Source organism: Pirellulales bacterium, assembly GCA_036490175.1.
In the GTDB taxonomy this organism is placed as follows: domain Bacteria; phylum Planctomycetota; class Planctomycetia; order Pirellulales; family JACPPG01; genus JACPPG01.
Map to the genome: position 1 here is coordinate 21105 of DASXEJ010000227.1, position 22994 is coordinate 44098.

Genomic DNA, 22994 nt, shown 5'->3' on the forward strand with positions numbered 1-22994 from the left:
AGGAGACCAGGCGGTGAAGATACGTTTGACCTTGGCGTGTGCTCTGCTGGCCTTGGTGGGTTGCGCCGCGGAAAAGCCGTCGGACGGCGCGAGCGCAAACGGTGCGAAGACCTACCGCATCGCCGTGATCCCCAAGGGGACGACGCATGAATTCTGGAAATCGGTTCATGCCGGCGCCGAGCAGGCTGCCAAAGAATTCGGCAATGTGGAAGTAATTTGGAAAGGTCCGTTGCAGGAGAGCGATCGCGAGGGACAGATCTCGTTAGTGCAAGATTTCGTCACAAGCCGTGTCGACGGCATTTGCCTGGCGCCACTCGATTCGCAAGGCTTGATCGCGCCAGTGCGGGCGGCCAAGGCCGAGGGTATTCCCACGGTCGTCTTCGATAGCGCCCTGGCGGCCGACGAGGACGACATCGTCAGCTACGTCGCCACGGACAATTATCACTGTGGCGCGATGGCTGCGCAAGCGATGGCCAAAATGCTCGACGGCAAGGGGCGCGTGATCCTATTGCGTTACAGTCCCGGCAGCGAAAGCACCGAGCAGCGCGAGCAAGGATTCCTCGATACGCTGGCCAAAGAGTCGCCTGGCATCGAGATCCTGTCCAGTAATCAACATTCGGGCACGTCGTTCGAGAATGCCTTCTCAGTCAGCCAGCAGCTGTTGCTCAAGTTCGATAAACAGGTTGACGGTGTCTTTACCGTGTGCGAACCGAACAGCACCGGCATGCTGAGGGCATTGTCCGAACGCGAGGAATTGGCAGGCAAGGTCAAGTTCATCGCTTTCGATCCCAATTCTCGACTGATTCAGGCCATGAGCGAGGGCACGGTACACGGTATCGTGCTGCAGGACCCCGTGAAAATGGGATACCTGGCCGTCAAGGCTATGGTCAATCATCTTACCGGCCAGCCGACGGAGAAACGCGTCGCGATCGAGGAATTCATCGCCACTCCGGCCAACATGAGCGAGCCTGAGATGGCCAAATTGCTGACGCCCGTCCAGTTCGAGGATTAATATCGGTCGCGGATCGCGGTTCTAGTAGCATCAGAGGGCAAAAATACCGTACCGGTGCCAACAGGCACGCGACGCGATTCAACGAGGGAGCGGATACCAAGTGGAAATGAAACGTAATCCGACACGTGCCGTGCGAATCGGCACCGTTACGATTGGTGCCGACCATCCGGTGGCCGTGCAAAGCATGACCGCCACTCACACGCAGGACGTGGCCGCCACCGTGACCCAGGTCAACGCATTGTTGGATGCCGGCGCCGACGTGGTGCGAATCGCAGTCGATAGCAGCAAGGATGCCGAGGCGCTGGCCGAGATCCGCCAGCAGACCAAAGCTAATCTTTCTGTCGATTTGCAAGAGAATTATCGCCTGGCCACCCTCGTGGCCCCGCACGTCGATAAGGTTCGCTACAACCCGGGGCATCTGTATCACCACGAGCGAACCAAGCCTTGGCAAGATAAGGTGAAGTTCCTGGTCGACGTGGCGGTAGCGAACGATTGCGCCATGCGCGTGGGAGTGAATTGTGGCTCGGTCGACCCGGCTGTGGCCGACAAGTTTGCACCCGGCGACTCGCTGTCACCGATGCTGGCCAGCGCCCTGGAGCATTGCGAGTTATTGGACTCATTGGGCTTTACACGGTACTGCGTGTCGCTCAAGGATTCCGATCCGTCCAAAGTCGTGGAGGTGAATCGCCGCTTCGCCGCCGCCCGGCCCGACGTCCCCTTGCACTTGGGCGTCACCGAGGCTGGCATGCCTCCGGATGGTGTGATCAAGACGCGGATCGCCTTCGAGCAACTCATTAGCCGTGGAGTAGGCGATACGATTCGCGTATCGCTCACGGTGCCCAACAATCGCAAGCCGGAAGAGATCGCCGCCGGCCGTGCGATCTTGGCCGACATCGCCGTCGGACGCGTACGCAGCGTGGTCGATTACGGTCTCGATACGCTTAACATCATCAGTTGCCCGAGCTGTTCGCGGGTCGAGAACGAGGCCTTCATCGATTTGGCTCAGCAAGTCAAAGAGATGACGACTTACGCCCGCGACTACGCCATCACCATCGCAGTGATGGGCTGCCGTGTGAATGGCCCCGGCGAGACCGATGATGCCGATCTAGGGCTGTGGTGCGGACCCAACGTGGTGAATCTCAAGCGCGGTGCCGCCGAGTTGGGGGCCTTCCCCTATGACGCCATTCTGCCGAAGCTGAAGGCCGAACTCGACGCGCTGATCGCCGAGAAGTCCGCCGTAGGATCGCCAGGCTGAGCGGATTGAGCAATTCAGTCGCGGCGCAGGATCGTTTGGACAAGGTGCACTCGTCCCTCATGTAAATTCCTGGCCAGGTTGGCGGCCATTTCCAGAAATTCTGGTCCCATGACCACTGGCAGACCCAATGGTGGTGATGTTTGCAGCCTGGTTTGCAGATCCGCAAACCAGGCCAGGCTGGCGGCGGTCTTGTCGGCCCATGAGACTTCGTGAAAGCCTGCCGCGCCAAGGACAGTTTTCATTGCGTCGTGCGTGAGCAGGAAACTCAGTTCCGGTCGGCGCGCCCAGGGAACCGGAAAGATCAACGAGCGGCCGTCACCGGCCACGACGTCGTAGATTGCCAGTCGGCCTCCCGGCTTCAGGACGCGATGGATCTCGCCATACAGCCGCGATCGATCCGCGATGTTCATGGCGACATGTTGTGTCCAGGCGTCGTCGAAGTGCATGTCATGAAAGGGGAGAGCGAGAGCATCCGCTTGGCTGTAGTGAACAGTCTTCGTCATGCCGCAGCGCGCAGTAAGCATCGTGGCAATGTCGACGAAAGGCTGGCTGAGGTCGATCCCCGTCACCTGGCAACCGTACGTGGCAGCCAGAAAACGGGCCGGCCCACCCAGCCCGCAGCCGACGTCGAGAATTTCTGACCCCGTTTGGATGTGCAACGATTCGGCCAGTTCTCGCGAGGCTGTCAAACCGCGCACGTGAAATTGATCGAGCGGCACGAGATCGGACCATTTCAGCGGTCCGCTTTCCAAGCCCGCATTCCGTAAGGCGTCGGTCACTCGCGCTTGCAGTGAGTTTGCGCCGTACTGTTCACGGACGATTTCCTGGCTTTCCATCAATAGTTACTCCTCGCTCCGCTCGTAAGGCAAAGCAATAGTGCGTCATTATATCAGGGCAATACAAGGGGCCTGATTCCACTGGTGAGAAACGCATCAGCGTTTTGCAGAATCTCGGTAGCAACTGGTGCGACCCATCGAGCGACCATGGCCTGCGACCAATTCGCTTGCTTATTACAGGTGGGGCGGCAAAATGCTACTTAGGCGCCTTGTCAGGCGGACGTAACCACGCAGGGCGCGGACCAGATACTTGACCGCAGGCACCGTCTTGCCGCTGATACTGCGCCCCGAGCGCCTCATCGAGTGCCGCTTGCGCCTTTGTGTAGTCGGGCTTTAGTTCCAATGCCTTGCGGAAGTAGCCGATCGCATCGTCGACGCTGCGGCTGCGGACTAACACGCCCAAGTTGTACCAGGCTTCCGGATAGTTGCGTCGCAGGCGGGCTGCCTCGGCGTAGTGACGAGCCGCCAGCGCCGGATTGTTGCGTCGCGCCAGTAAAGTGCCCATTTCAAATTGGGCCTGTGCATCGGTAGGATCGAGTTCCAGACCCCGCTGAAAATGGAGGCGCGCTTCCTCATAATGCGCCTTGCGCACCAAAGCCGCGCCCAGGCCGAAATGTGCCGGCGCGAAATCAGGGTTGATGCGCAGCGCACGCTCATAGTCGAACTCGGCCTGTTGCCAATCGTCCCTGAGCGTGCGCAATCGTGCCAGGCTGCAAAGCGCCGCGACATTGTCAGGGTCTAGTTGCAACACTGCTTCGAATTGCTGTTGCGCCGCGTCGTACTCGTGGGCTTCTGTAAGCGCCAGACCGAGACTGCGTTGTGCGGTAAGGTTGCGCGGCTCGAGCAGGCAAGCCTTCCGGAAGTGCGCGATCGCCTCTTCCAGTTGGCCCGGCCGGAAACCGTCGCGTCCTCCCCAGCCGAGAAGAATGGCCCCCGCACCGTCCTGCAAAACCGAGTCGTCAGGATTCACGGCGAGCGCCGCGGCGTACAACGCAGACGCTTCCTCGTAATCCCCTCTGTCGTGCAGAAGGCTCCCCAGGTTTTGCCGGGCGACCCCGGCCGCAGGGTTCTCCGCGAGGATCTCTCGATAGAATTGTTCCTCGTTCCGATAGTGGTACGTTCGCTGGTACGTGACGGAGCCAAGAGCCAACAAAATGAGCGCGGCGATGCGTGGCATCCAGCCCGCGCGTGCTGCCGAGACACGTTCGGCCGCGAGCGCAAACCCAGCCGCGGCTAGCGCGATCAGCGCCACGCTGGCATGGTATTGAAAATGATCGGCGACCTGTGAGAACTTCGCATAGAAAACGTTGAAGAATCCCAGCACGGGGACAAGTATCCCGGCAAAGATCAACACCGCGGCCAGAGGGCCGCGCCCCATTCTCGATTGCGCGCGCCACAGGACGGCGATCGCTCCCAGCGCGGCAATAGGAAAGAGACACTGCCACCACGTTCGGACATCGACGTCCCAGCGCGGATAGAAGAACGTCAGCGGTCGTGGCCACAGCAATTTTCCGGCATAAAACCACAATGCCCTGCCGGCAAGCAGCACCCGTTCGATAGGGTCGAGCGACCAGGCGGCCCCTTCAGCCCCCACATGGTTCTTTTCAACCCATACCGTTAGCAGGCCCAGCAGAAATGCCACGCCGAAAAACGGCGAGAGTCTGCCCATATCGTGTCGGGTGATGCGCCCTCGCTTCCACCAATACAGAACCAAGAGCACCGCGGGCAGGGTCACAACAGCCGTCTTGCTGAATAGCGCCAATACAAACAGCCCCAGCGCCAACGCATACCACCGCCAGCGTTTGCCGTCCGTATGCTCATCTTCATCGGAGGCATCGGGTGGGGAAAATCGCAGGTAGCTCAGCATCGCCCCCAGCGCCAAGGCCAGCGACAATACATTCTTTCGCTCAGCGATCCAGGCGACCGACTCGACTTCGACAGGATGCAATGCGAACATCGCCGCACCCAGCCATGCGCCCGGCACTCGTAACGTGCGCAGCAACCGCCACAACAGCAGCACGCTGGCCGCGTGCAGGAGGATGTTCACGACGTGATAGCCCCGGGGATCGAGCCGCCACAGATGGTACTCGACCCAGAAGGTCGAATATGTCAAAGGGTAGAACTGTTGATTCGCCACAGCCGACGACCACATCTGTCGCAGGCCGTCGAGCGATCGCACGGTGAGGTTCTTGCGGATATTGTGGTCATCGTCAAAGACAAAGCCCGCCCGGATTGCCGGTGCGTATGCCAGCAGCACCATGACGACTAGCGCGGCAGCGGCGAGAATCGGCCTGCGATGCCAGGGCAAGGTTGAATCTCGCTGGCGCAATCGAGGGCTCGCTGCGCGAGCTTTCACGTTGGGCTCAGGTTTTTTGGATGCAGCCATCAGCGTAAGAGCGTTTCTTGGCCGCGCGATCGCCCCATAACCTGAACCAGGCAAGCCTGCGGTCGCTGCCGACAGCCGTACCTGCGGAGATGCCATGAAAGACGGTTCGGCCATCACGACTACGCCGAATCCGGCGAGTGTGCGACAAGATTACCATCCCGCGGGCGTCCCGCATACATTTCCCAATGCCCCAGAGAGGCATTTGCGGCCGGGTCAGAACCCCGACCAAATACGCATTCCATCATTCCTTTTTCTCATACGGCAGTGTCGAGTGTTCGCGCCGGTGCAAACGAAGTCCGACGCACGCGGACGCTCTGCCCGGCGTCTTTGACAAAAGTCAGCGGCGGGCAACGTGCGAGGGGGGCAACACGTTCGGATCTTGCGCTCTTGGGCCGATCATCGTTTCCCATTCCCCCTGAAGCACCTGGAACTCTCGTTTGCCGCCCCACGGTCTCGTTGCCAGAACCTTGCTAGCAACAAAGTCCTCTGACCTTCTGCGTTTTCCCTTGAATTGGTACTATCCTCCCCTCGCCGGTAGATGGAGCTGGAAAACAACAAGGGCCGACCGTGGTTCATCGAACAGGGGCTCACTCTCTCGCGCGACTGCTGGCTGCGGGGATCTTGACCATCGCCGCCCTGGGCGGTTGCGCTGGCGTTTTCGAACATTCGGCCGCGCTTCCGGTCCGCCATGCCGTCGTTCTCGACCAATTGGTCATTCACACAGACTTTCGCATGCCGAAGCAGGATCGGCTGTTTGACGATCTGCGCGCCTTGCGCGAAACCATGAGATCGACGTTGGCGCTGCAACCAACCACCGAACCGATCCATATCTATTTGTTTGAAAACGAACTGCGGTTCAAAGCCTATCTCGCCAAGCATTATCCAGACTTCCCAGCCCGCCGGGCCTTTTTCCTGCAGACCGAGAACACGCTGGCGGTCTACGCCCAATGGGGCGATCGCGTGGCCGAAGACCTGCGGCACGAGGTCGCACACGGTTATTTGCACGCCTCATTCCCAACCATCCCACTTTGGTTGGACGAGGGGCTGGCCGAATACTTCGAGACGCCGCGTCTCGATGCCGGTCTGAATCGACCGCACGTGGCTTTGCTGCAAACTCTCACAACGCGCGACGGTTGGCAGCCCAACCTCGCTCGCTTGGAGCAATTCAACAGTGTCGCCGAGATGCAGCAGGCCGACTATGCCGAGAGTTGGGCCTGGATTCACATGCTGCTGGAAACGATCCCTCCGCGTCGCGAACTATTGCAGAAGTATCTGCGCGAAATGCGACGCGACGGCTCGTTTGAACCTCTTTCGGCTTATCTGGCTCGATCGTTGCCCGACGCCGACCAGGTCGTGCGCCAGCATCTGGCCGATCTGACGAAGAAATAGCAGACGCAGGGCGGCGATTTCCCCGCGTCCTGCGGCAATTGCACGCGGCGCGCTACCTAACTGAATTCGACCTGCTTGCGATAGGCGATCCCTTGGTCGACTTCGCGGAAGCCCAGCTTACGGTACAGCGCGAGCGCTGCGGCATTGCCGGTCATGGTCTGCACTTCGATCAAGGAAATTCCCTGTGCGACCAGGCGGCGAAAGGCATCGGCCAAAAGAAACGTAGCGATTCCTTTGCGGCGACGATCGGCCGCGACCTCGAGTTCGTATAAGCCGGCGGCTTGCACGCCCCAGCCCGCCGCGAAGCTTTCCAGAATCCAAAATCGCGCAGTGGCCGCGGGCCGTGTTTCGTCGCGTTCCACCAGGTCGAAACTAACCACTTGAAAGTGGTCTAGCGCGCAGGCCTCCCACCAGCTGCGTGGTCGCGCGTCGCAAGTCTCCTCGATCACCGACGTGCGGCGTATTTGCATCTGTACGCGATCGACCGGAGGCCGAAACCCCGTCAGCTCGCGCTGTAGCACGATGACCCGATCGATTTCCAGGTACCCGCCCGCCTGGAAAACCCCATTGGCGAACTGGTTCGAGGCCAGCACACCGGGCAGCTCGCTGCCGCCGTAGAGCCCCAGGTAGAATGGATCGAGTGGGCGAATACCGCCGGCGTAAAGCACCTCGGCCCCGCGGCCGCGCAGGTAGGACTCGCTGCGGGCCAGCAACTCTTGGCCGATATCGGCTTGTTGGTAGTTGGGCCGCACCAGTAGCAGGCTGGTGACGCCAAAGCGATGATTCACACCACGGCCGTCATCTGTCGGGCCAAATCCTGCATGCACGAAACCGACGACGACCCCCTCGTCGATGGCAAGGATCAGGCCGTCGTTCTCGAAGTAAGGTTTCGAGAGCACGATTTGCTCGAACAACTCAACGGATACCGGTTGCGCCAATCCGCGTTCGCGCGGCTGCGCACGCCAGACGTCGATCAATTGCGGCGTATCGTAGTTGCGGAAGGAGCGATATTGAATCAACGTTGGTCACTCGATTCAGCCGTGACACGCGCGCCGCGTGACGGTCGTCCATACACCATTTAGCACATGTGGCTGCGTTGCCGTCCGACGCTTTCTATCGCAGCCCGTGGGGCAATTGTTCAGGGTGCATCCGTCGGTAAGTGGCCTTCTAGGTCGACCCACACGGCGTCCGCTTCGATCTTGACCGGAAAGCCAGGCTGGCGAATTCCACGGCTCAGCTGATGTTGGCCCGTGCGAACGTCGAACTGCCAGCCATGCCAGGGGCAGGTTACGATCGTACCCGTCAAGCAGCCGTTTCCCAATGGGCCTCCCTGGTGCGGACAGACGCCGTCGAGTGCGTAGATGCTGCCGTCTACGTGAAATAGCGCCACGATCCGATCCTCGACCGTGCATTCTAGCGCCGTCCCCGGTGGGCAACTGGCCAGATCGGTTACACGGATCCAATGGGGCATGACGGGTTGGCTCGACGGCTAGAAATGGCAGGCGAAAATCGTGCAGCAGCGAAATCGATCGGCCGGACATGCCTGGGAACGCCGGTGTCCGAGACGCAGTTGGGACGCTGCCCATTGTGTGCCCGGATTATAGCGCGGCGCGAGCTAGCGAGCCATCGATCTACCGGGGCCAACTCACGTCTCACGCGGCGCGGCGACGTTGGCGAGGGTTGCGGCGGTCTTTCCAGCGATCGTGCAGCCACCAATATTGGTCCGGCGTACGTCGAACAAACTCCTCGATCGTGCGGGTGTACCACTCGGTTAATGTTCGCACTCCGGCCGTCGTGCGACTGTCGGCGTCGCGCGGGTCCGCGATTCCGCAAATCGTCATCTCGTAATGCAGCGGTGACTGCAAACGTCGTGCGTAACCTACGGACATAGGAGCATCGTTATCGAGGGCCAACAGTGCAATAGCCTTGTGGGCCGACGCCGGGCGACCAAAGAACTCGACCCAGCACCCTTTGCTGCCGGCATACTGATCCGCCAGAAAGGCCATCGTTCCGCCACTGCGCAACACGGCCTGAATCTGATCGTAGCCCCCCTTGGTGGGAATAATGTGCTGTCCCGTCGCCCCGCGGAAGCGACTGACAAACGCGTTGAGGTAGACGTTGTCCAGGGGTCTGGCCACGGTATAGGTCGGAAAGCCGAGTATGCCGAGGAAGAAGCCTGCCAACTCGAAGTTGCCAAAATGCCCCGAAACCATCAGCAAAGGACGGTCGTCCAATAGCGCACGGACCAGGATGTCGGGATCCTTCAACCGCATGTAGTCGCGCCAATTGGTCTCGTGGATTTTCCGCGGGGCGTGCGCCACCTCGGCCACCAGTACAAAAAGGTGCTTCCACATTCGTTTGGCCAGCTTGCGACGCCGCTCGGGGGGCAACTCGGGAAAGGCGTGCCGCAGGTTGTCGTCAATCACCTTACGGCGCAGCGGTATGACGTCCGTCGCGATCGTGGCCAACAAATCGGCCATCCACTCGCAGGTTTCCATCCGCACGGCCTGAACCAGGCAAATGAACAGGCGGACGGCAAGGTATGTCAGATACTGGGCAATATTCTGCACTGGCACACGCACTTCCACGAGCCTGGTCGCGGGGCAGCAAATTGCCCGGGGGAGGTATCAGGGCCGGGCGATCGTCTGGCGGGATCACGCCCGAGTAATGCGGGCAGAATTGTGCCACGTCCCGCGAATGAGGCAAAGAGCGGTTTTCGATGCGTCAGAAATGGCGCCGGCCCAACGGCTGTCCACGTACGGACCGACAGGTTGCACCTGGCAATCCAGTAGGTTGGTGGTCACGCAGCCAATCGGAATGCTACCATGCTGGCATGGAAATCTTCTTGTCGGCGGCCACCTCCGAGGGGTAATCCTCCTAAACTTCCGGCGCCAACGCCGCCGAAAGAGAATTTCAGGAAGCTTGATTTTACCGATCCTGCCACCTACGATTTCCCGGTAAGGCGTTCCCTCGCGGGGTTGCACTCCGGCGGCACGCATCACCGGAAACAAACGCTCGAACCGGAAGAATCTTTGCCCGGTAATCAAATTATGCCAGCTAGCTGGTCCTTTTTCGACGACTTGCGTGGACGACATACCTATGGTCGTGCCCGGACCCTTGCGCTAAGCTGTCGCTGTCCGGGCTAACCGGACGCTTCCCTCTGCATTGCTGCACGCCGCGTTGTGTTTTTTCCCAGTTGCCGAATCACGTTTCGGCGCGCCTTGATCTACCGCATTGGCCGGCACGGAGTGGTCCTTCATGGCTTCAGACGTTCGCTTGAAAGAACAGCTTCCCGAGGTGACCCAGAGCATCGTAGACACCTATACCGAGGTGGGAACGATCAATCACTTGGGGCACTGCCCGCTACCGAACAACGACGTGATCGTGCAGGTCGTCGAAGATCTGCAAGAGATCATCTACCCGGGCTACCGGCGGCAAGAAGGGTTGCACCAGGGGAACGTCGGCTATTACGTCGGGGCACTGGTCGACCGGCTGCACGATCGGCTCACGACGCAAATTGGTCGGGCCCTGCGACACGAGGCGCAAGCGCCCTGCGGCGGAGAAAACGACATCGATTTCGAAGCCTTGGGCCAGGCGACGACCATTCAGTTTTTGAAGCAACTCCCCGAGTTGCGGCGTATGCTCGCCCTCGACGTGCAGGCGGCTTACGACGGGGATCCCGCGGTAAAGAATCCCGATGAAGTGATTTTCTGCTATCCCGGGCTGGTGGCCATTACGGTTTATCGGCTGGCGCATTTGCTGCACCTGCTCGAGGTGCCGCTGATTCCCCGCATGATGACTGAATGGGCCCACAGCCGGACCGGCATCGACATTCATCCCGGCGCTACGATCGGGCAGCGTTTCTTCATCGATCACGGTACCGGCGTCGTGATTGGCGAGACCTGCGAGATTGGCGACCAAGTGAAGCTCTATCAAGGCGTGACCCTGGGCGCGCTGAGCTTCCCGACCGACGGTGATGGACACATCGTGCGCGGAAACAAGCGGCATCCCACAATCGAGGATCGCGTGATTATTTACGCTAATGCCACGGTGCTCGGCGGGCAAACGGTCGTCGGGTCGGATTCCGTGATCGGATCGAGCGTCTGGCTGACGCGCAGCATTGCCCCGCGCACGACCGTCGTCTTGGAAAAGCCCAAGCTGCGCATGCGCGGAGAACAAATTGAAGAGGAAGACGAAGTCGAGCTGAATTACCAGATTTAGCCCGGCGGGCGCATTGCGCACCGTTTTCCGTTGACCGACATCTACTTTCGCACGTCGTAGACCAGCAGCTTGTCCTGGTCGCGCAAGTAAAGTCGGCCGTCCGCCACTACCGGATGGGGCCAGCTAGGTGCCTCGCTGCGTTCCGGTTGCTCGAACCGGCCGTGCAGGCGAAATCCATCCGGCGTCGCTTCTACCAGGCTGACCAGCCCTTGCTCGCTACGGCAATACAACAGGCCGTCGGCACAGACGATCGCGGATTTGCCGCAGCTGCGGTCGGCCCATTTCACTTCGCCGCTTGCCAGGTCCAGGCACGTGAGAATGCCGGGGTCATCGCTACCGTACAGATAGCCATCGACCACGACGTAGCCGCCATGGTGGTTTTTCATGTGCTTTGTGAAGTACACCTCTTTGGCATCGAAGGCGCCCGCATCGTGTGACACGGCCACCAGTCCGCCGCCGGTGCCGTAACCGCTGGCGGCGAAAACTTTGTTGCCGAGGTAGACCGGCGTAGAGATATTTGCCGTGCCGTTGGCAGGCGCGTCGTAGCGCCATAAAAAAGCGCCGTCGGCCGCATTGACGCCGATGATTCCTTTGGCCGTGAACTGTACATACTGCTTCACGCCGTCGATCTCGGCCTTGATTAGCGAAGAGTAGCCGGCCGGATCACCGACTGTAGCACTCCAAACAGTCTTGCCATTCTGTTTGTCCAGAGCCACGATCGTGGCTTGATTGCCCCCCGGCGTGCAAAGGACCCAAGGTCCGTCAACCAGCACCGATTCGCTATAACCCCAATTCGGAATGCCGCCGCCGAATTCACCCACCAGATCGCGTCGCCACACGCCGGCGCCGGTTTTTGCGTCGAGGCAAACCAGGTCGCCGTTGATGCCCAACACGTAAACTCGATCGCCGTCGATCGTGGGAGTAGAGCGTGGACCGGGATAGCCGGCCCCCTCGTGTCGCACAGGACCAAGGATGGCCGACCAAATCTCCTTGCCTTGATCACGCGCATTCAAGGCCAGCACCAGTTCCTGCCCGTCGCGATTCCCCATCAGGTAGACCCGGCCCCCGGCAACCGCCGGAGTGGAAAAGCCAACGCCCACGCCACTGGTCTGCCAGGCGAGCTTGGGCCCACCCTCGGGCCAATCGCGCAACAACCCGGTCTCGAGAGAAATGCCGGTGCGTTGCGCGCCGCGCCAAGTGGGCCAGTCGCTCGTGACGCGTGGCACGGGTGCCGCACCGATCTGAGTGCATGCCAACAGCGCAAGGAGCAAATGCGGAAGCTTCATGATGGTTGATTTCCCGGGGAGTGAGTTCGCGGCAGGCTTGGGGGAGCATTCGCTGCGGTGCGGCAGTCTTTCGGGCGGGCAGGGCTGCTGTACCACAAAGTGGCGGTGGGGTGCCCCGTGGCAAGACCTTTCGAGTCCACGGCGACAGCATCCAATTTTGCACAGACGCCCGGTGGGGGCAAGCAGGCAACAACTCGAAACCGAGTCGAGGGCTACCGAAATTCGCAGTTTCGCGTCGCGGGGGCGGCAAAGGAATTGCCGCCGCGACGTGACCCACCGGGCCGAATCCCGCCTAATGCAGCAGCTTCAGCATGTATCGCTGAAAGTCGACTTCCAGCTCTGCTGGGTCGCCAAAGGCTGCCGTGAATTCGCTCAAGCGGGCGTCGGGATCATCCCAAATCAACTGCTTCTTGGCTCTGAGCATTTGCAGATAGGCCCGGTACTGTTTGGGCTTTTGGCGAATCAGGAAATAGTTCAATGCCCACGCTTCGGCATAGGCATCCGGAGCCTTGGTGGTGTCACGAAATCGCGCATCATCAGCCACCAACGTCCGCAAACTTTCGGTAGGGCGGCGTTGCAGGTACTCTCGAAAAGCCGTCAGGCGCACCAGGTTGATCGAGCCAATACTCCCCCATCCCTTTTTGCTGCTCAGGTCGGGCGTTTCGAAATAGACCGCGATCCCTTCGCTAATCCACAGCGGGATGTCGGCATAACGGGTTTGCAATCCGCAATTGAACGCGATCTGATGCGTAGCCTCGTGAATCACCGTGGCCACCATTCGCTCGGCATCCGGTCGCGCGAGCATCTGGTTTATTTCCGCCAACGAACCGCGGCGATCGCCGGCGGCGCGCAGGCTTTGCACGCCCGTCAGGTCGTACATGGTCATGCGATTCGTGGCCAGGCTGTAGTAGCCGATGATCGATTTCGCGGCTTCGCCCACTTCGCTCTGCGCGAAACGGCCGTACGATACTTCGTCCGAAAACACGATCGCAACCAGGGGAAACTCCGGCGTGCGCAGCTCGAACCCTTGTCGTGACCAATAGTTTGTAAACGCACCGTACAATCGCTCGAACAAGCCACCGCACCACTGGGCATAAGTCTTCGACGTGTTGTAAGCGATCAAGTAATGTTTGGTGGTATGGACCTCGAAACCGGCAGGCAATTCTTCCAGCAAGCGAGACGCCAGGCTTGCCGACGAAAGCGGCTTGAACGGCGCATCGTCCTCTTCGTGCAAAACCAAGTCGTCGGGTGGCACAGTCCACAAGACACCGTCTTGCCCTTGGACCAATAGCCCGCCATCCTCGGCTTCGACCAACACACGCCCGGCGATCTGCCGCTCGCGCCCTTCTTTTTTGGCCGTGACATGATCCATGCCGCGCAACGGCGCAAGCGGGCAGCCGGCCAACAGCAAGGCGGCCGCGACCCAGCGGAACGTGATGCGTCGTCGAGCGCGCACAACAGACATGAAGAGCTCGATGCAATGTGGGCGGGAAAGGGGGGCCAGCCCCCCGTGGCTCAGAGGCCCCTTTTTTCTACCGTAGCAGATCAATGTAGGAAATGTAGCCGATGGACGGTCGCTACCGCCGAAAAAGAGCCGATTTACGGGCCTTGAGCCGCCGCCAAGTCAGCAGAATCTAGGTGTAGCGGACTGCCGCGGTCAATGGCGATCTTGAGAGCCCGCCGTTCGGGTCCAGCGATTTGCCAATAGAACCAGCAGGGCCGACAGCACGATAAACGCTAGCGCTAATGCCAAGCAGATGCCGGCCACCTGATCTTCGACTCCGTAGTGCAGCAGGCCGGAAATCCGCACGGACAATGGTTCGATGCCGGGTGGCGTAACGAGTATCGTGGCTCCCATTTCGCCCACGGCGACGGCCAACGCCACCCACCAGGAAATCAAAATCGTGAATCTTCGCTGCGGCAGCGCCACGCGGCGAAAGGTCGTCCAGGCATTGGCGCCGTCTAAAGCCGCCGCTTCCATCAAGCTAGTGGGCAACGTGTGAAAGGCATGCCACAGCACCAGGCAGGCCAGCGGTAAAGCCCGAATCGTTTGGGCGCAGACCGGTGGCAGAATCGTGCGATCATAGAGCGTGTGGGCCCAGTTCCAGTGTGGTGTATTGAACATCCAAATAATGCACAGCCCAATGACAGGCCCCGGCACTGCAAGCCCGAGCACGATAACCGATATCAGGATCGCGCTCGCCGTGCTGCGGCAACGACTGCTCCAAGCCAGCATCGTCGCCAACACTACCGTTGCCGTTGCCGCCACGCTGCCGACGACCAGCGAACTGCGGATCTCGCGGCCAAAACGGAGCGGACTGCTGGCAACGATGCTCGCGCCTTTGAGTAGCGACCAATGACGTTCGCGACCCTCAGTGCTTTGTACCACGACGACACCGCATTTCCACGCCAGATTCACTAGCGGCAGGCCGACCAGCAGCAGCACGGCACAAGCCATGAGTACCGCCAAAGGCCACCTCCAAACGCCGAACAGAAAAATCAATCGTGGCCGGATCGATACCTGCCGCTCGCGCGGGGCAAAACGTGCGATGATAAAAATCCCGGCCAAGGCCGCCCAAGCGGTGATGGCAATGCCCGGAAGTGCTCGGAGCGGCGCCTCGTGCGGAGCAGCGCCGATAGCCATCTCGGTATAAAGTTCCTCAGCGTAGGTGCGAATCTGAAACAGGTCAGTGACGGCGATCTCGCCAGCCACTCCGATGGCGACCCACAACGTGGCTGCGACCACCAAGGGCGCCGCATGGCGCAATGTCACACGATAGAACACGTGCCAGGCCGAGGCATCCAGCAGAGCTGACTCTTCCAGTTCGGGCCGGACATTTCGCAGTCCAATGCTCACGATCAGCACCACCCAGGGAATGGCCGCCGCGGCATGGACCCAAACCGCTCCTCGCCAACCGTCTAGCCACGGGGGTCCGAAACCGGATAAAGTTTGCCAACCTTGCAATCCAAAGCCCGCCTGCCAGGCACCCACTTGCAGATACAGTGGCAGAAACAACAGCCAGGAGAGCGCCAGCAGAAATGCCCGGCGGCCGGGCACGTCGGTCCGTGCGAGCACCAGGGCGAGGAGCGTCCCCAGGGGGACACTGATTCCGCAAACCCAGGCGGCGAGCTGCGCGGTATTGGCTGCCAATAGCCAGCCACGCGAATTGCTGGGACTAAACGCCGCCACGGCTCCGATCCCCAGCAATATCAGTAAGATCAATGCTTGCGCCGTGGGGCGTGAGCGGTTCATATTGCGACGAGCCTGGTTTAACGGGTTTGCCACGCCAGTGTAAGTTACCCAGGCTTTGGCGGCTAATGCCTACTTGATGAGGTCCACAGCGTTCGACTCCCGCGAGCCGGCACTATCGACTTCGTAATCGTCTTGGCTCTGGACGACACGCCGTGTATAGTCCGCCTCCCATTCGTCCCCGGGCGTTCTGCCCCTTATCCACCGAAACGGTCTGCCCGCATGCGCACTGTGTACGGCATACAGTTGCTGGCGCTCGCCTGTAGCGTATGGCTGATTGCCGGCTGCGCATCGGCTCCGAAGTCCAAAGGCTGGAGCGCGTGGAGCTTTTCCAAGAAGCCCAAGGAAGACGAGAAGGGGCCGAAGATCGTCACTCCGCGCGAAAAGATGGAGCAACTGCGCGAGCTCGGAGCAAACAGTTCCAAGATGTCGCCCCAGTTGAGAGAAACAGTCGCCGGCGAACTGACGCAGGGAATTGTCCACGAAAAGGATCCAGTCCTCCGCGCGCAGATCTTGCGAACCCTGGCACACTTCCCTTCGGAAAAGTCGGCTTCGATCCTGGCGGCAGGGTTGCACGATCATGATCGCGATGTGCGCATCGCGGCCTGTGAATCGCTCGGAAAATATGGCGGCACCAACTCGGTGCAGGAGCTTTCGCAAGTCATCAAGGACGATGCCGACGTCGACGTGCGCCTGGCGGCGGTGCGTGGCTTGGGCGATGGAGCCAGCCCGGGCGCGGTAGCAGTTTTAGGCGAAGCGCTCGACGATCAAGACCCTGCCATGCAGCACCGGGCGATTGCCTCGATGAAGAAACTGTCGAACCAGGACTTTGGCACGGATGTCGAAGCCTGGCGTCAGTATGCCAAGAGCGGCCAAGGCCCCCCCAAGCCAACTCTGGCCGAGCGCATCCGCAAATGGTTCTAGAAAACCAGCGCCTCTTCGTCCGTCGTGGGCAGCGCGACGAATTTTCAGACCGCGGCCAGGGCGACGCGACCTGTCCCAGATATTCTTGACTTTTTGTTGGCGAAAAACGTCGTTCGTCGCGGCCACGGACTGCGCGAAGTTCCCGGACTGGTGAAAGGTTATGGGGTGCCTGACTCTTTTGCCCGGCCGGCCCAACCGGGCAATCACGCACGCTATCAAGGGGTGCCAATAAACTTACCGATACAACTGCTGCCACCCCCAACCGGCTCGGCCGGCGGGACGTTCTTATAACACTTGGCAAGTGGCGGACATGTTACTTTGCGATGTCTGTTTGGTTGCGCCAGCGAACAACCTCTGGGGAAGTTCTGCTAGCTGAGCCGGCACTGTACCGTCCGTGACACAGTTAACTCCGCCGCACGACATGTTGCCTTGGCCTGCCGTGGCTTTGCCAGCAGGCTGTCTCTTGTTCGGGCGCCTGCGGGATCATTGGTCCCACGGTGAGCGGCGATTTGAGATACATAATGCGACACACCCTGCTTTTCACCGTCTTTTCCACCGTGACGTGCCTAGGTCTGGCGCTGGCGGCCGAGCCTGCGACCGCCGCAGGCCCTCGCTCGCGCACGGCTGCGAACGAAGACACGCGATTCTCGTTGGGAACTACTGACGATGTCGAGCCGCGCGAGGGCTTCGCCGGCGATTACGCCGAGGAATCGCTCGGCCAGCCCGCCGTCGACATCGCGCGGCGCGCACTGGGCTATGCGAAGGAGCCTGAATTGTCGGACGCCGTCCGGCCGCTCGACCTGGGCAACGAAAGCGACCCGGCTCAGGAGAGCCAGTTCGACGACGTCGCTCCCGTGATTCAAGAGCGCGTCCTCAGTCCGCGCATGATCAAGCTCCGCGACAAGGCTCGCGCGACGCTGGCCTACTATAATCGGAAACACCTCAACACACGCGATCATAACCCGTGGGAGGTGATGCACTCGATCGTCGCCTACGGCGTGCATTCGCAGCTCAACCGCAGCGGACCAGACGGTGCGCCGGTCAACGCCATATCCTGGCTCTGCTGGAATGGCGACTGTCACGGCACGCGCATCCTCGAAGCCAATGGCAATCGTCTTGCCGCCCGCAAGGGGCCGCAAGTGCAAGGACATCCCGGACAGTTTCTGGCAATCCTCGCGCAGTCGTGCGTGGCGACAAATTGCCCGATCAAAGTCGGCGATCAGCGCTTTACTTTGGTCGACCTGATCGAATCGGAAAAGTTGGGTTGCCAGGCAGGCACGGAGCTGACCTTCAAACTGATCTCGCTCACCTACTATTTGGATGTGGACGCCCACTGGACCAACTCGGCCGGCCAGGAATGGTCGATCGAGCGCCTGGTCCGTGAGGAAATGTCACAGCCGGTCATCGGCGCCGCGTGCGGAGGCACGCATCGCTTGATGGGTCTCGCCTACGCGGTACGCAAACGCGAGGAGTCTGGGCTGCCGATGACAGGCGAGTTCCGCAGGGCCAAGAAATATCTCGACGAATATCATCGTTACACCCTCACCAAGTTGCAAAACTCGGATGGCTCTTTCAGCACCGAATGGTTCAAGGCGCCGGGCGCCCGGCCTGACATTGGCCGGCGCATCCAGACCTCGGGCCACATCCTGGAGTGGCTGTCGTATTCGCTCCCCTTGGACATGCTGGAAGATCCCCGTGTCGTGAAGACCGTCGAATACTTGACGAACGTGTTGCACGAGGGTGAAGAGCGCGAATGGGAGGTCGGTCCGCTGGGGCACGGCTTGCACAGCTTGGCGATCTACGATTCGCGCGTGTTCAAGCCCCGCAACGAGGTCAGCGATCGCACAGTCTCGACCGAGGAAACCACGACCAGCGAAGCGGCTGCGCCCATCGTTACAGGGCCGCTCGACGCCCGGACGCCCGCTGAACTGCAAGTTCCAGATTACGAGCTGCGCGCCACACAGCCGAAGGCTACGGCCAACGCGACGCCGCGGACCACGCGACGCGACCCTAAGGCTGTGCCGCAACCGAAACGTTCTGCCCGTCGCCCACAAACCGCTCGGCCGTAGTTGTCGCCCCTAGGGCACTACACAATCGCATTTGCCGATCCGTCGTGTGCCGAAGTATGATCGAAGGGGACCCTGCCGGCGCTTCCGCCGATGCGTGCCTTGTCGCAGGCGCCGTTCCAGCCGCTCGAACTCGCGCTGGCCATTAAGGGTTCGTCATAACGCACCGCGATGGCTGGTTAGTGTTGCTCGCGACGGCAAAACCTCGTACATTTCTGGCATCCCGCCGAGCTCATCGGCCATTCGGGGGCTGTGTCCCGTCTGCGTATCTCCTCGAGGTTTTTGCCTAGCGAATGACCCCTGCACGTAACAGCGAGGAATTCCTGACGATCTTTCAAGCGGCGGTCCGCCTGGCCGAAGCCGTGCGGGTTGACGCAATCCTGTTGCTCGTCGATCAGCCGATCGATTGGCAGCAGTTGAAAGACAGCAGTCGCGGACAAAAGATCTTGCTCGCCGCTGACTCGGAAAGTGCTGTGGCTGGATCCGCACAGATCGGCCTGCCGGCGGTGATTCTACCTGACTCGTTTGACACCGCCGTACACGAGAAGCTGTCGCAGGCGCTACTGAATGCCGTGGCCGACGAGCTGTTGGCCAGCGGCGCACGCGTGGTCGCCTTATATGGGGGATTCGAGCCCCATTCGATCGATTCCATCAGCTTGATCGACCTGGGCGAGCACCTGGGCCGGCTCACCGTTCGGGATCTGCGGCAACTCGAAACCCGCGTGCCGCTGGATACGCTGCAAACAGTGTTGAACCTGGCGCTCGAGATCGGCCGCGAAGGGCGCGAAGGCAAGCCGGTGGGGACGCTGTTCGTGGTCGGAGATGCCCACAAAGTACGCAGAATGAGCCGCTCGGCCAGCTTTGATCCCGTCAAAGGATACAGCCGACGCGAGCGCAATCTAAAGAGCGCGAAAGTCCGCGAGGGCATCAAAGAGATTGCCCAAATGGACGGCGCGATTCTGGTCGCGCCAGACGGCACCGTCGAGGCCGCGGCCCAGTATCTCGACGCCTCGGCGGCCGACGTCACGCTCTCGAAGGGGCTGGGCGCGCGCCACTGGGCCGCTGCCGCTATAAGTCGTGCTACAAAGGCCGTGGCCGTCGCCGTCAGCGAGTCGAACGGCACGGTGCGCGTCTTCCAGGATGGCGAAGTCGTGCTGCGCATCGAGCCATTCCGCCGGCCCATGAAATGGAAGGACCTCGAATACGAGGGGGGCGCCGACCACTAGGGTCGGCGGCCAATTGTCGTACCTGCGAAGGCATCAGCAGGTGCTGTCCCCACGCCATCCCGGCCTGTTTCTGGCCGGAGCCTTCGGCCCGTTTGTTCCAGGGTCACCGAGTCGTTTTGCTCCAGAATCCGATTCTTAGTACGTGTCATTTTTGATTGATCAAAAATATTACTTGCATAAAACAAAATCACGTATATTATGTGACCAAATCCGCAATCCTTCTCATTCCGTTGCTCTGGAAAGGCCAAGTCCGGTGAGTTACGCACCGTCAAGCACCAGTCGTCGCAGCCAATCTCCGCAGGCGTTCACCTTGGTCGAACTGTTGGTCGTCATAGCCATCATTGGGCTGTTGGTCGGACTGCTTCTGCCCGCGGTACAGGCGGCCCGCGAGGCGGCTCGTCGCAGCCAATGCCAGAACAACCTCAAGCAAATCGGCCTGGCGCTACAGTGCTTCGAGGGGAGCCGTGGATTCTTCCCGCCCGGCTATATCAGTCAGCCCACAAGCTTGTTGATGGGGCCGGTGGATCCGGGCTTCGACGACGCTGGTCCTGGCTGGGGCTGGTTGGCGCTGGCGCTACCGTACATCGAGCAAGGGAGCCTGTACGGTTCACTGAACCTGAACCTGAAATGCTGGGACCCCGCGAACACGACGATGGTCCAAACGCCGATTCCGATTTTTCGCTGCCCATCGGACTACATGGGGGAAAATCCGGGATCAGAACAAACGGTGAATGTCTCGGATGTCGCAAACAACACGCTGGCAACGTTCGCGCGAGCGAACTACGTCTCGAGTGTGGGGAGCAGCACGCTGTGGTGCAGTTGGCCCATCTCGATCCAGCCGAACGGAGCCCTCTATCGCAACAGCACGACGCGCATTGCCGACGTGACTGATGGACTAAGCCAAACCGTATTCGCGGCAGAGCGATCGTCGAACATCAGCGACTCGGTCTGGGCCGGCATCGTTCCCAACTCGGTTCACTGGTCGTATCCGCCCTATGCAGGCATTGGGACCGGAGGGTTGAACACGCCCTACGACGGTCCCGGTGCGTTCGTCGGCGCGCATGGCGGTCCGTGTCCGTATGAGGATCCTGTGGTGATTCATCCGCCGAACAGTCCACTGGGACACAGCGACCAGTTTCAATCGACGCATCCGGGCGGATCGAACATCCTGCTGGGGGACGGCTCGGTGCATTTCTATAGCGATGGGCATGCACTTTCGACCTGGGTAGCTCTCGTCAGCCGCAACGGCGGAGAGGTGATCGGTGAGGCATTTTAGTCTGTCGCGATGCGTCCGCTCTCGCGCGTTGCTCTGCCTGCTGGGAAGCCTGTCTGTCGTCGGTCTAGGCTTGTACGGTTGGGTCGATGCTTGGCCAAGATCCCGGGCAAGCGTCCAGCCAGCCCAGGCCGCGGTGCCGCGCAGCGCCGGCGTACACGCGAATGGAAAAGTTCATTTCGACATTTTATCGAAGTTGCTGGCCGAAGATCGGCGCAGCACAGCGCCGGATGCATGGCTGCGCGAATTGGCAGCATTGCCCGCTTCGTTTCGCGTTGTCACGCAAGGTCACGAACTGATCGACCATACCGCCCCCGATTTCACCCTTTATGATCATCACCATCATCACTGGAAACTGTCCGAGCAGGTCGCTCAGGGGTCCGTCGTGGTGGTGTTTTACCTCGGTTATTACTGCAACGCGTGCGTACACCATCTGTTCGAATTGAATGCCGACGTTGATCGATTCCGATCGTTGGGTGCCGAGGTGGTGGCGATCAGCGGCGACGAGCGGGAGGCAAACCAGAAGCAGTTCGAGCGCTATGGAGCCTTCAACTTTTCGGTGCTGACCGATCCGGCCCATCGCGTGGCCCAATCCTTTGGAGTTTTCGTTCCCGCCACAAACGCCGCGCCCGAGCTCGTGCTCCACGGCACGTTCCTTATTGATCGGCAGGGGCGGGTGCGCTGGGTCCATTATGGCGACACGCCGTTTCGCAGCAGCCAAGCGTTGCTGTACGAGTTGGCTCGCATTGAGGAAAAACTGCCGCAGCCGACGAGCGCGCTCGTGGTTGTCGACGAAGACGCGTGTCGACCATGAAGACGGCACAGATTCTTTCCATACTGATCACGCTGGTTTTGGTCGCTTCGGGATGCCGTCGCCCGACGCAAGAAGACCGCGACAATCGCAGATTGCTGGATGCGATCCTTACCACGATCACGATCAAGAATGCGCGATTGCTCGATGACAACGAGCAGTGGGCCCAGTCGCGCCACGACGCCGGCCAACTCACAGACGGCGAATTCGACAGCATGACTGCCATCATCGCCAAAGCACGCCGCGGTGATTGGTCACGAGCCGAGGCTGATGGGTACGCCTTCCGCAAGAAACGCCCATTCGTTCGAGAAGGGCAGTAGCAGCTCAGGCCGTCGTTGGCCGATGCGCGAGTCCATCTAGCTTGGCCGATCGATCAGCAGCGCCACCTCGAACCGCGCGTAGGGAACCTCGCTGCGAACGATCGGCGCCGGTCGAATGCGCATCTCGCTCGTTACCTTGCCCCACGATTTCACCTGGTAGACGAACAAATTAGGTTCCGGCGCGATCGCGCGTTTAAAGCTGAAACGCGACTCGAGAAGTGCCACGAGCTTGCGAGCGTCTCCGGTTGTGCCAAAGAAAGTGATCCGTTCGACCTGTTGCTTCTTGTTGAAATAATAAGTCAGCGAGCCGGCAATATCGGCGTCGGTCGTCCCGCTCACCAGGGGGACGCGATAACCTTGCACGTCTAACTCTGCCAGGCTGGCCGATACCCGGGGCCAGGTCGCCATGATCCAATTCGTGGTGATTTCGAAGCGCAGCACTTCTTCCAGCGGATGCACGACCTGTTGCTTCTGGGCGCTAGAAACCTTGACGGCGCCCCCCTCATGCGGCGCGCCGGCCGAGTTGAAATCGGCAACATGGGCTGGCGCTGCTTTTGTTTCCGTCGTTGCCACCTGAGCAGTTGTTGCGTCGGCGGTGGCAGCGGGCCAAAACCGTGCGCTTAGCCCCTTAATCCCCCCCAACGTCGACATCACGTAGGGAAGTGCGGCGGTGGCGACCACGATCAGACCGAACAGCTTGTTCTTAGCAAACATAGGCGCCTCGTTTGCGCGGCCCAAA

19 protein-coding genes are annotated in these 22994 nt (G+C 60.5%); 10 read left to right on the forward strand and 9 right to left on the reverse strand.

Translation table 11 applies throughout. The features are described 5' to 3' along the window. The first annotated feature begins 13 nt into the window (after positions 1–13). Both VGG64_16385 and ispG read left to right on the forward strand, forming a co-directional pair. A complete protein-coding gene (locus VGG64_16385) occupies positions 14–1012 on the forward strand; it encodes a substrate-binding domain-containing protein (GenBank protein ID HEY1601182.1) in 999 nt (332 codons plus the stop codon). A 106-nt stretch (positions 1013–1118) separates the two neighbouring features. After that, on the forward strand, positions 1119–2267 hold the full coding sequence (gene ispG, locus VGG64_16390; protein ID HEY1601183.1) for a (E)-4-hydroxy-3-methylbut-2-enyl-diphosphate synthase: 1149 nt from the start codon (positions 1119–1121) through the stop codon (positions 2265–2267). A 14-nt stretch (positions 2268–2281) separates the two neighbouring features. On the opposite strand, the gene VGG64_16395 is transcribed toward ispG, so the two are convergent. Together VGG64_16395 and VGG64_16400 are read right to left on the reverse strand one after the other, a co-directional pair. Beyond that, complete coding sequence (locus VGG64_16395) at positions 2282–3103, reverse strand: class I SAM-dependent methyltransferase (protein ID HEY1601184.1); 822 nt, start codon at positions 3101–3103, stop codon at positions 2282–2284. Positions 3104–3299: 196 nt separating this feature from the next. Then, on the reverse strand, positions 3300–5411 hold the full coding sequence (locus tag VGG64_16400) for a tetratricopeptide repeat protein (protein HEY1601185.1): 2112 nt from the start codon (positions 5409–5411) through the stop codon (positions 3300–3302). 645 nt (positions 5412–6056) lie between these two features. Here VGG64_16400 and VGG64_16405 point away from each other — a divergent pair. Then, on the forward strand, positions 6057–6878 hold the full coding sequence (locus VGG64_16405; protein ID HEY1601186.1) for a DUF1570 domain-containing protein: 822 nt from the start codon (positions 6057–6059) through the stop codon (positions 6876–6878). A 56-nt stretch (positions 6879–6934) separates the two neighbouring features. Here VGG64_16405 and VGG64_16410 read toward each other — a convergent pair whose 3' ends face one another. From VGG64_16410 to VGG64_16420, 3 genes are all read right to left on the reverse strand, one after another. Then, positions 6935–7897 carry a GNAT family N-acetyltransferase gene (locus VGG64_16410; GenBank protein ID HEY1601187.1) on the reverse strand — a complete coding sequence of 321 codons (963 nt, stop codon included), beginning with the start codon at positions 7895–7897 and terminating at the stop codon, positions 6935–6937. Between the two features lie 119 nt (positions 7898–8016). Then, positions 8017–8349: a Rieske 2Fe-2S domain-containing protein gene (locus tag VGG64_16415; protein ID HEY1601188.1), complete on the reverse strand. Its 333-nt coding sequence runs from the start codon at positions 8347–8349 to the stop codon at positions 8017–8019. 181 nt (positions 8350–8530) lie between these two features. Then, a complete protein-coding gene (locus tag VGG64_16420; protein ID HEY1601189.1) occupies positions 8531–9454 on the reverse strand; it encodes a lysophospholipid acyltransferase family protein in 924 nt (307 codons plus the stop codon). Positions 9455–10136: 682 nt separating this feature from the next. On the opposite strand from VGG64_16420, the gene VGG64_16425 reads away from it, so the two are divergent. Next, entirely contained in the window at positions 10137–11099 is a 963-nt protein-coding gene (locus VGG64_16425) for a serine acetyltransferase (protein HEY1601190.1), read from the forward strand. Between the two features lie 41 nt (positions 11100–11140). Here the strand turns inward: VGG64_16425 and VGG64_16430 are convergent, their stop codons facing one another. From VGG64_16430 to VGG64_16440, 3 genes are all read right to left on the reverse strand, one after another. Continuing rightward, positions 11141–12385 (reverse strand): PQQ-binding-like beta-propeller repeat protein, encoded by a 1245-nt coding sequence (locus VGG64_16430; GenBank protein HEY1601191.1) that lies wholly within the window; start codon positions 12383–12385, stop codon positions 11141–11143. Positions 12386–12677: 292 nt separating this feature from the next. Beyond that, a complete protein-coding gene (locus VGG64_16435) occupies positions 12678–13850 on the reverse strand; it encodes a DUF1570 domain-containing protein (protein ID HEY1601192.1) in 1173 nt (390 codons plus the stop codon). Between the two features lie 192 nt (positions 13851–14042). After that, a complete protein-coding gene (locus VGG64_16440) occupies positions 14043–15638 on the reverse strand; it encodes an ABC transporter permease subunit (protein HEY1601193.1) in 1596 nt (531 codons plus the stop codon). Positions 15639–15857: 219 nt separating this feature from the next. On the opposite strand from VGG64_16440, the gene VGG64_16445 reads away from it, so the two are divergent. From VGG64_16445 to VGG64_16470, 6 genes are all read left to right on the forward strand, one after another. Further along, the gene (locus VGG64_16445) at positions 15858–16559 is read left to right on the forward strand and encodes a HEAT repeat domain-containing protein (GenBank protein ID HEY1601194.1); all 702 of its coding nucleotides are present in this window, start codon (positions 15858–15860) and stop codon (positions 16557–16559) included. Positions 16560–17080: 521 nt separating this feature from the next. Next, positions 17081–18628, forward strand: coding sequence for a hypothetical protein (locus VGG64_16450; GenBank protein HEY1601195.1), 1548 nt, complete (start codon positions 17081–17083; stop codon positions 18626–18628). Between the two features lie 290 nt (positions 18629–18918). Then, a complete protein-coding gene (locus tag VGG64_16455; GenBank protein ID HEY1601196.1) occupies positions 18919–19851 on the forward strand; it encodes a diadenylate cyclase in 933 nt (310 codons plus the stop codon). A 253-nt stretch (positions 19852–20104) separates the two neighbouring features. After that, positions 20105–21127 carry a DUF1559 domain-containing protein gene (locus VGG64_16460; protein ID HEY1601197.1) on the forward strand — a complete coding sequence of 341 codons (1023 nt, stop codon included), beginning with the start codon at positions 20105–20107 and terminating at the stop codon, positions 21125–21127. Further along, the gene (locus VGG64_16465; GenBank protein ID HEY1601198.1) at positions 21114–21938 is read left to right on the forward strand and encodes a redoxin domain-containing protein; all 825 of its coding nucleotides are present in this window, start codon (positions 21114–21116) and stop codon (positions 21936–21938) included. Before VGG64_16460 ends, VGG64_16465 begins: the two co-directional genes overlap by 14 nt. Then, positions 21935–22255 (forward strand): hypothetical protein, encoded by a 321-nt coding sequence (locus VGG64_16470; GenBank protein HEY1601199.1) that lies wholly within the window; start codon positions 21935–21937, stop codon positions 22253–22255. Before VGG64_16465 ends, VGG64_16470 begins: the two co-directional genes overlap by 4 nt. Positions 22256–22291: 36 nt before the next feature. On the opposite strand, the gene VGG64_16475 is transcribed toward VGG64_16470, so the two are convergent. After that, entirely contained in the window at positions 22292–22969 is a 678-nt protein-coding gene (locus VGG64_16475; GenBank protein HEY1601200.1) for a DUF6690 family protein, read from the reverse strand. Between the last annotated feature and the right edge of the window lie 25 nt (positions 22970–22994).

Coding starts and splice junctions, on each gene's coding strand:
- VGG64_16470 (HEY1601199.1), top strand. CDS start 21,935: ATGAAGACGGCACAGATTCTTTCCATACTGATCACGCTGGTTTTGGTC.
- VGG64_16475 (HEY1601200.1), bottom strand. CDS start 22,969: ATGTTTGCTAAGAACAAGCTGTTCGGTCTGATCGTGGTCGCCACCGCC.
- VGG64_16415 (HEY1601188.1), bottom strand. CDS start 8,349: ATGCCCCATTGGATCCGTGTAACCGATCTGGCCAGTTGCCCACCGGGG.
- VGG64_16435 (HEY1601192.1), bottom strand. CDS start 13,850: ATGTCTGTTGTGCGCGCTCGACGACGCATCACGTTCCGCTGGGTCGCG.
- VGG64_16395 (HEY1601184.1), bottom strand. CDS start 3,103: ATGGAAAGCCAGGAAATCGTCCGTGAACAGTACGGCGCAAACTCACTG.
- VGG64_16450 (HEY1601195.1), top strand. CDS start 17,081: ATGCGACACACCCTGCTTTTCACCGTCTTTTCCACCGTGACGTGCCTA.
- VGG64_16445 (HEY1601194.1), top strand. CDS start 15,858: ATGCGCACTGTGTACGGCATACAGTTGCTGGCGCTCGCCTGTAGCGTA.
- VGG64_16455 (HEY1601196.1), top strand. CDS start 18,919: ATGACCCCTGCACGTAACAGCGAGGAATTCCTGACGATCTTTCAAGCG.
- VGG64_16425 (HEY1601190.1), top strand. CDS start 10,137: ATGGCTTCAGACGTTCGCTTGAAAGAACAGCTTCCCGAGGTGACCCAG.
- VGG64_16440 (HEY1601193.1), bottom strand. CDS start 15,638: ATGAACCGCTCACGCCCCACGGCGCAAGCATTGATCTTACTGATATTG.
- VGG64_16430 (HEY1601191.1), bottom strand. CDS start 12,385: ATGAAGCTTCCGCATTTGCTCCTTGCGCTGTTGGCATGCACTCAGATC.
- ispG (HEY1601183.1), top strand. CDS start 1,119: ATGAAACGTAATCCGACACGTGCCGTGCGAATCGGCACCGTTACGATT.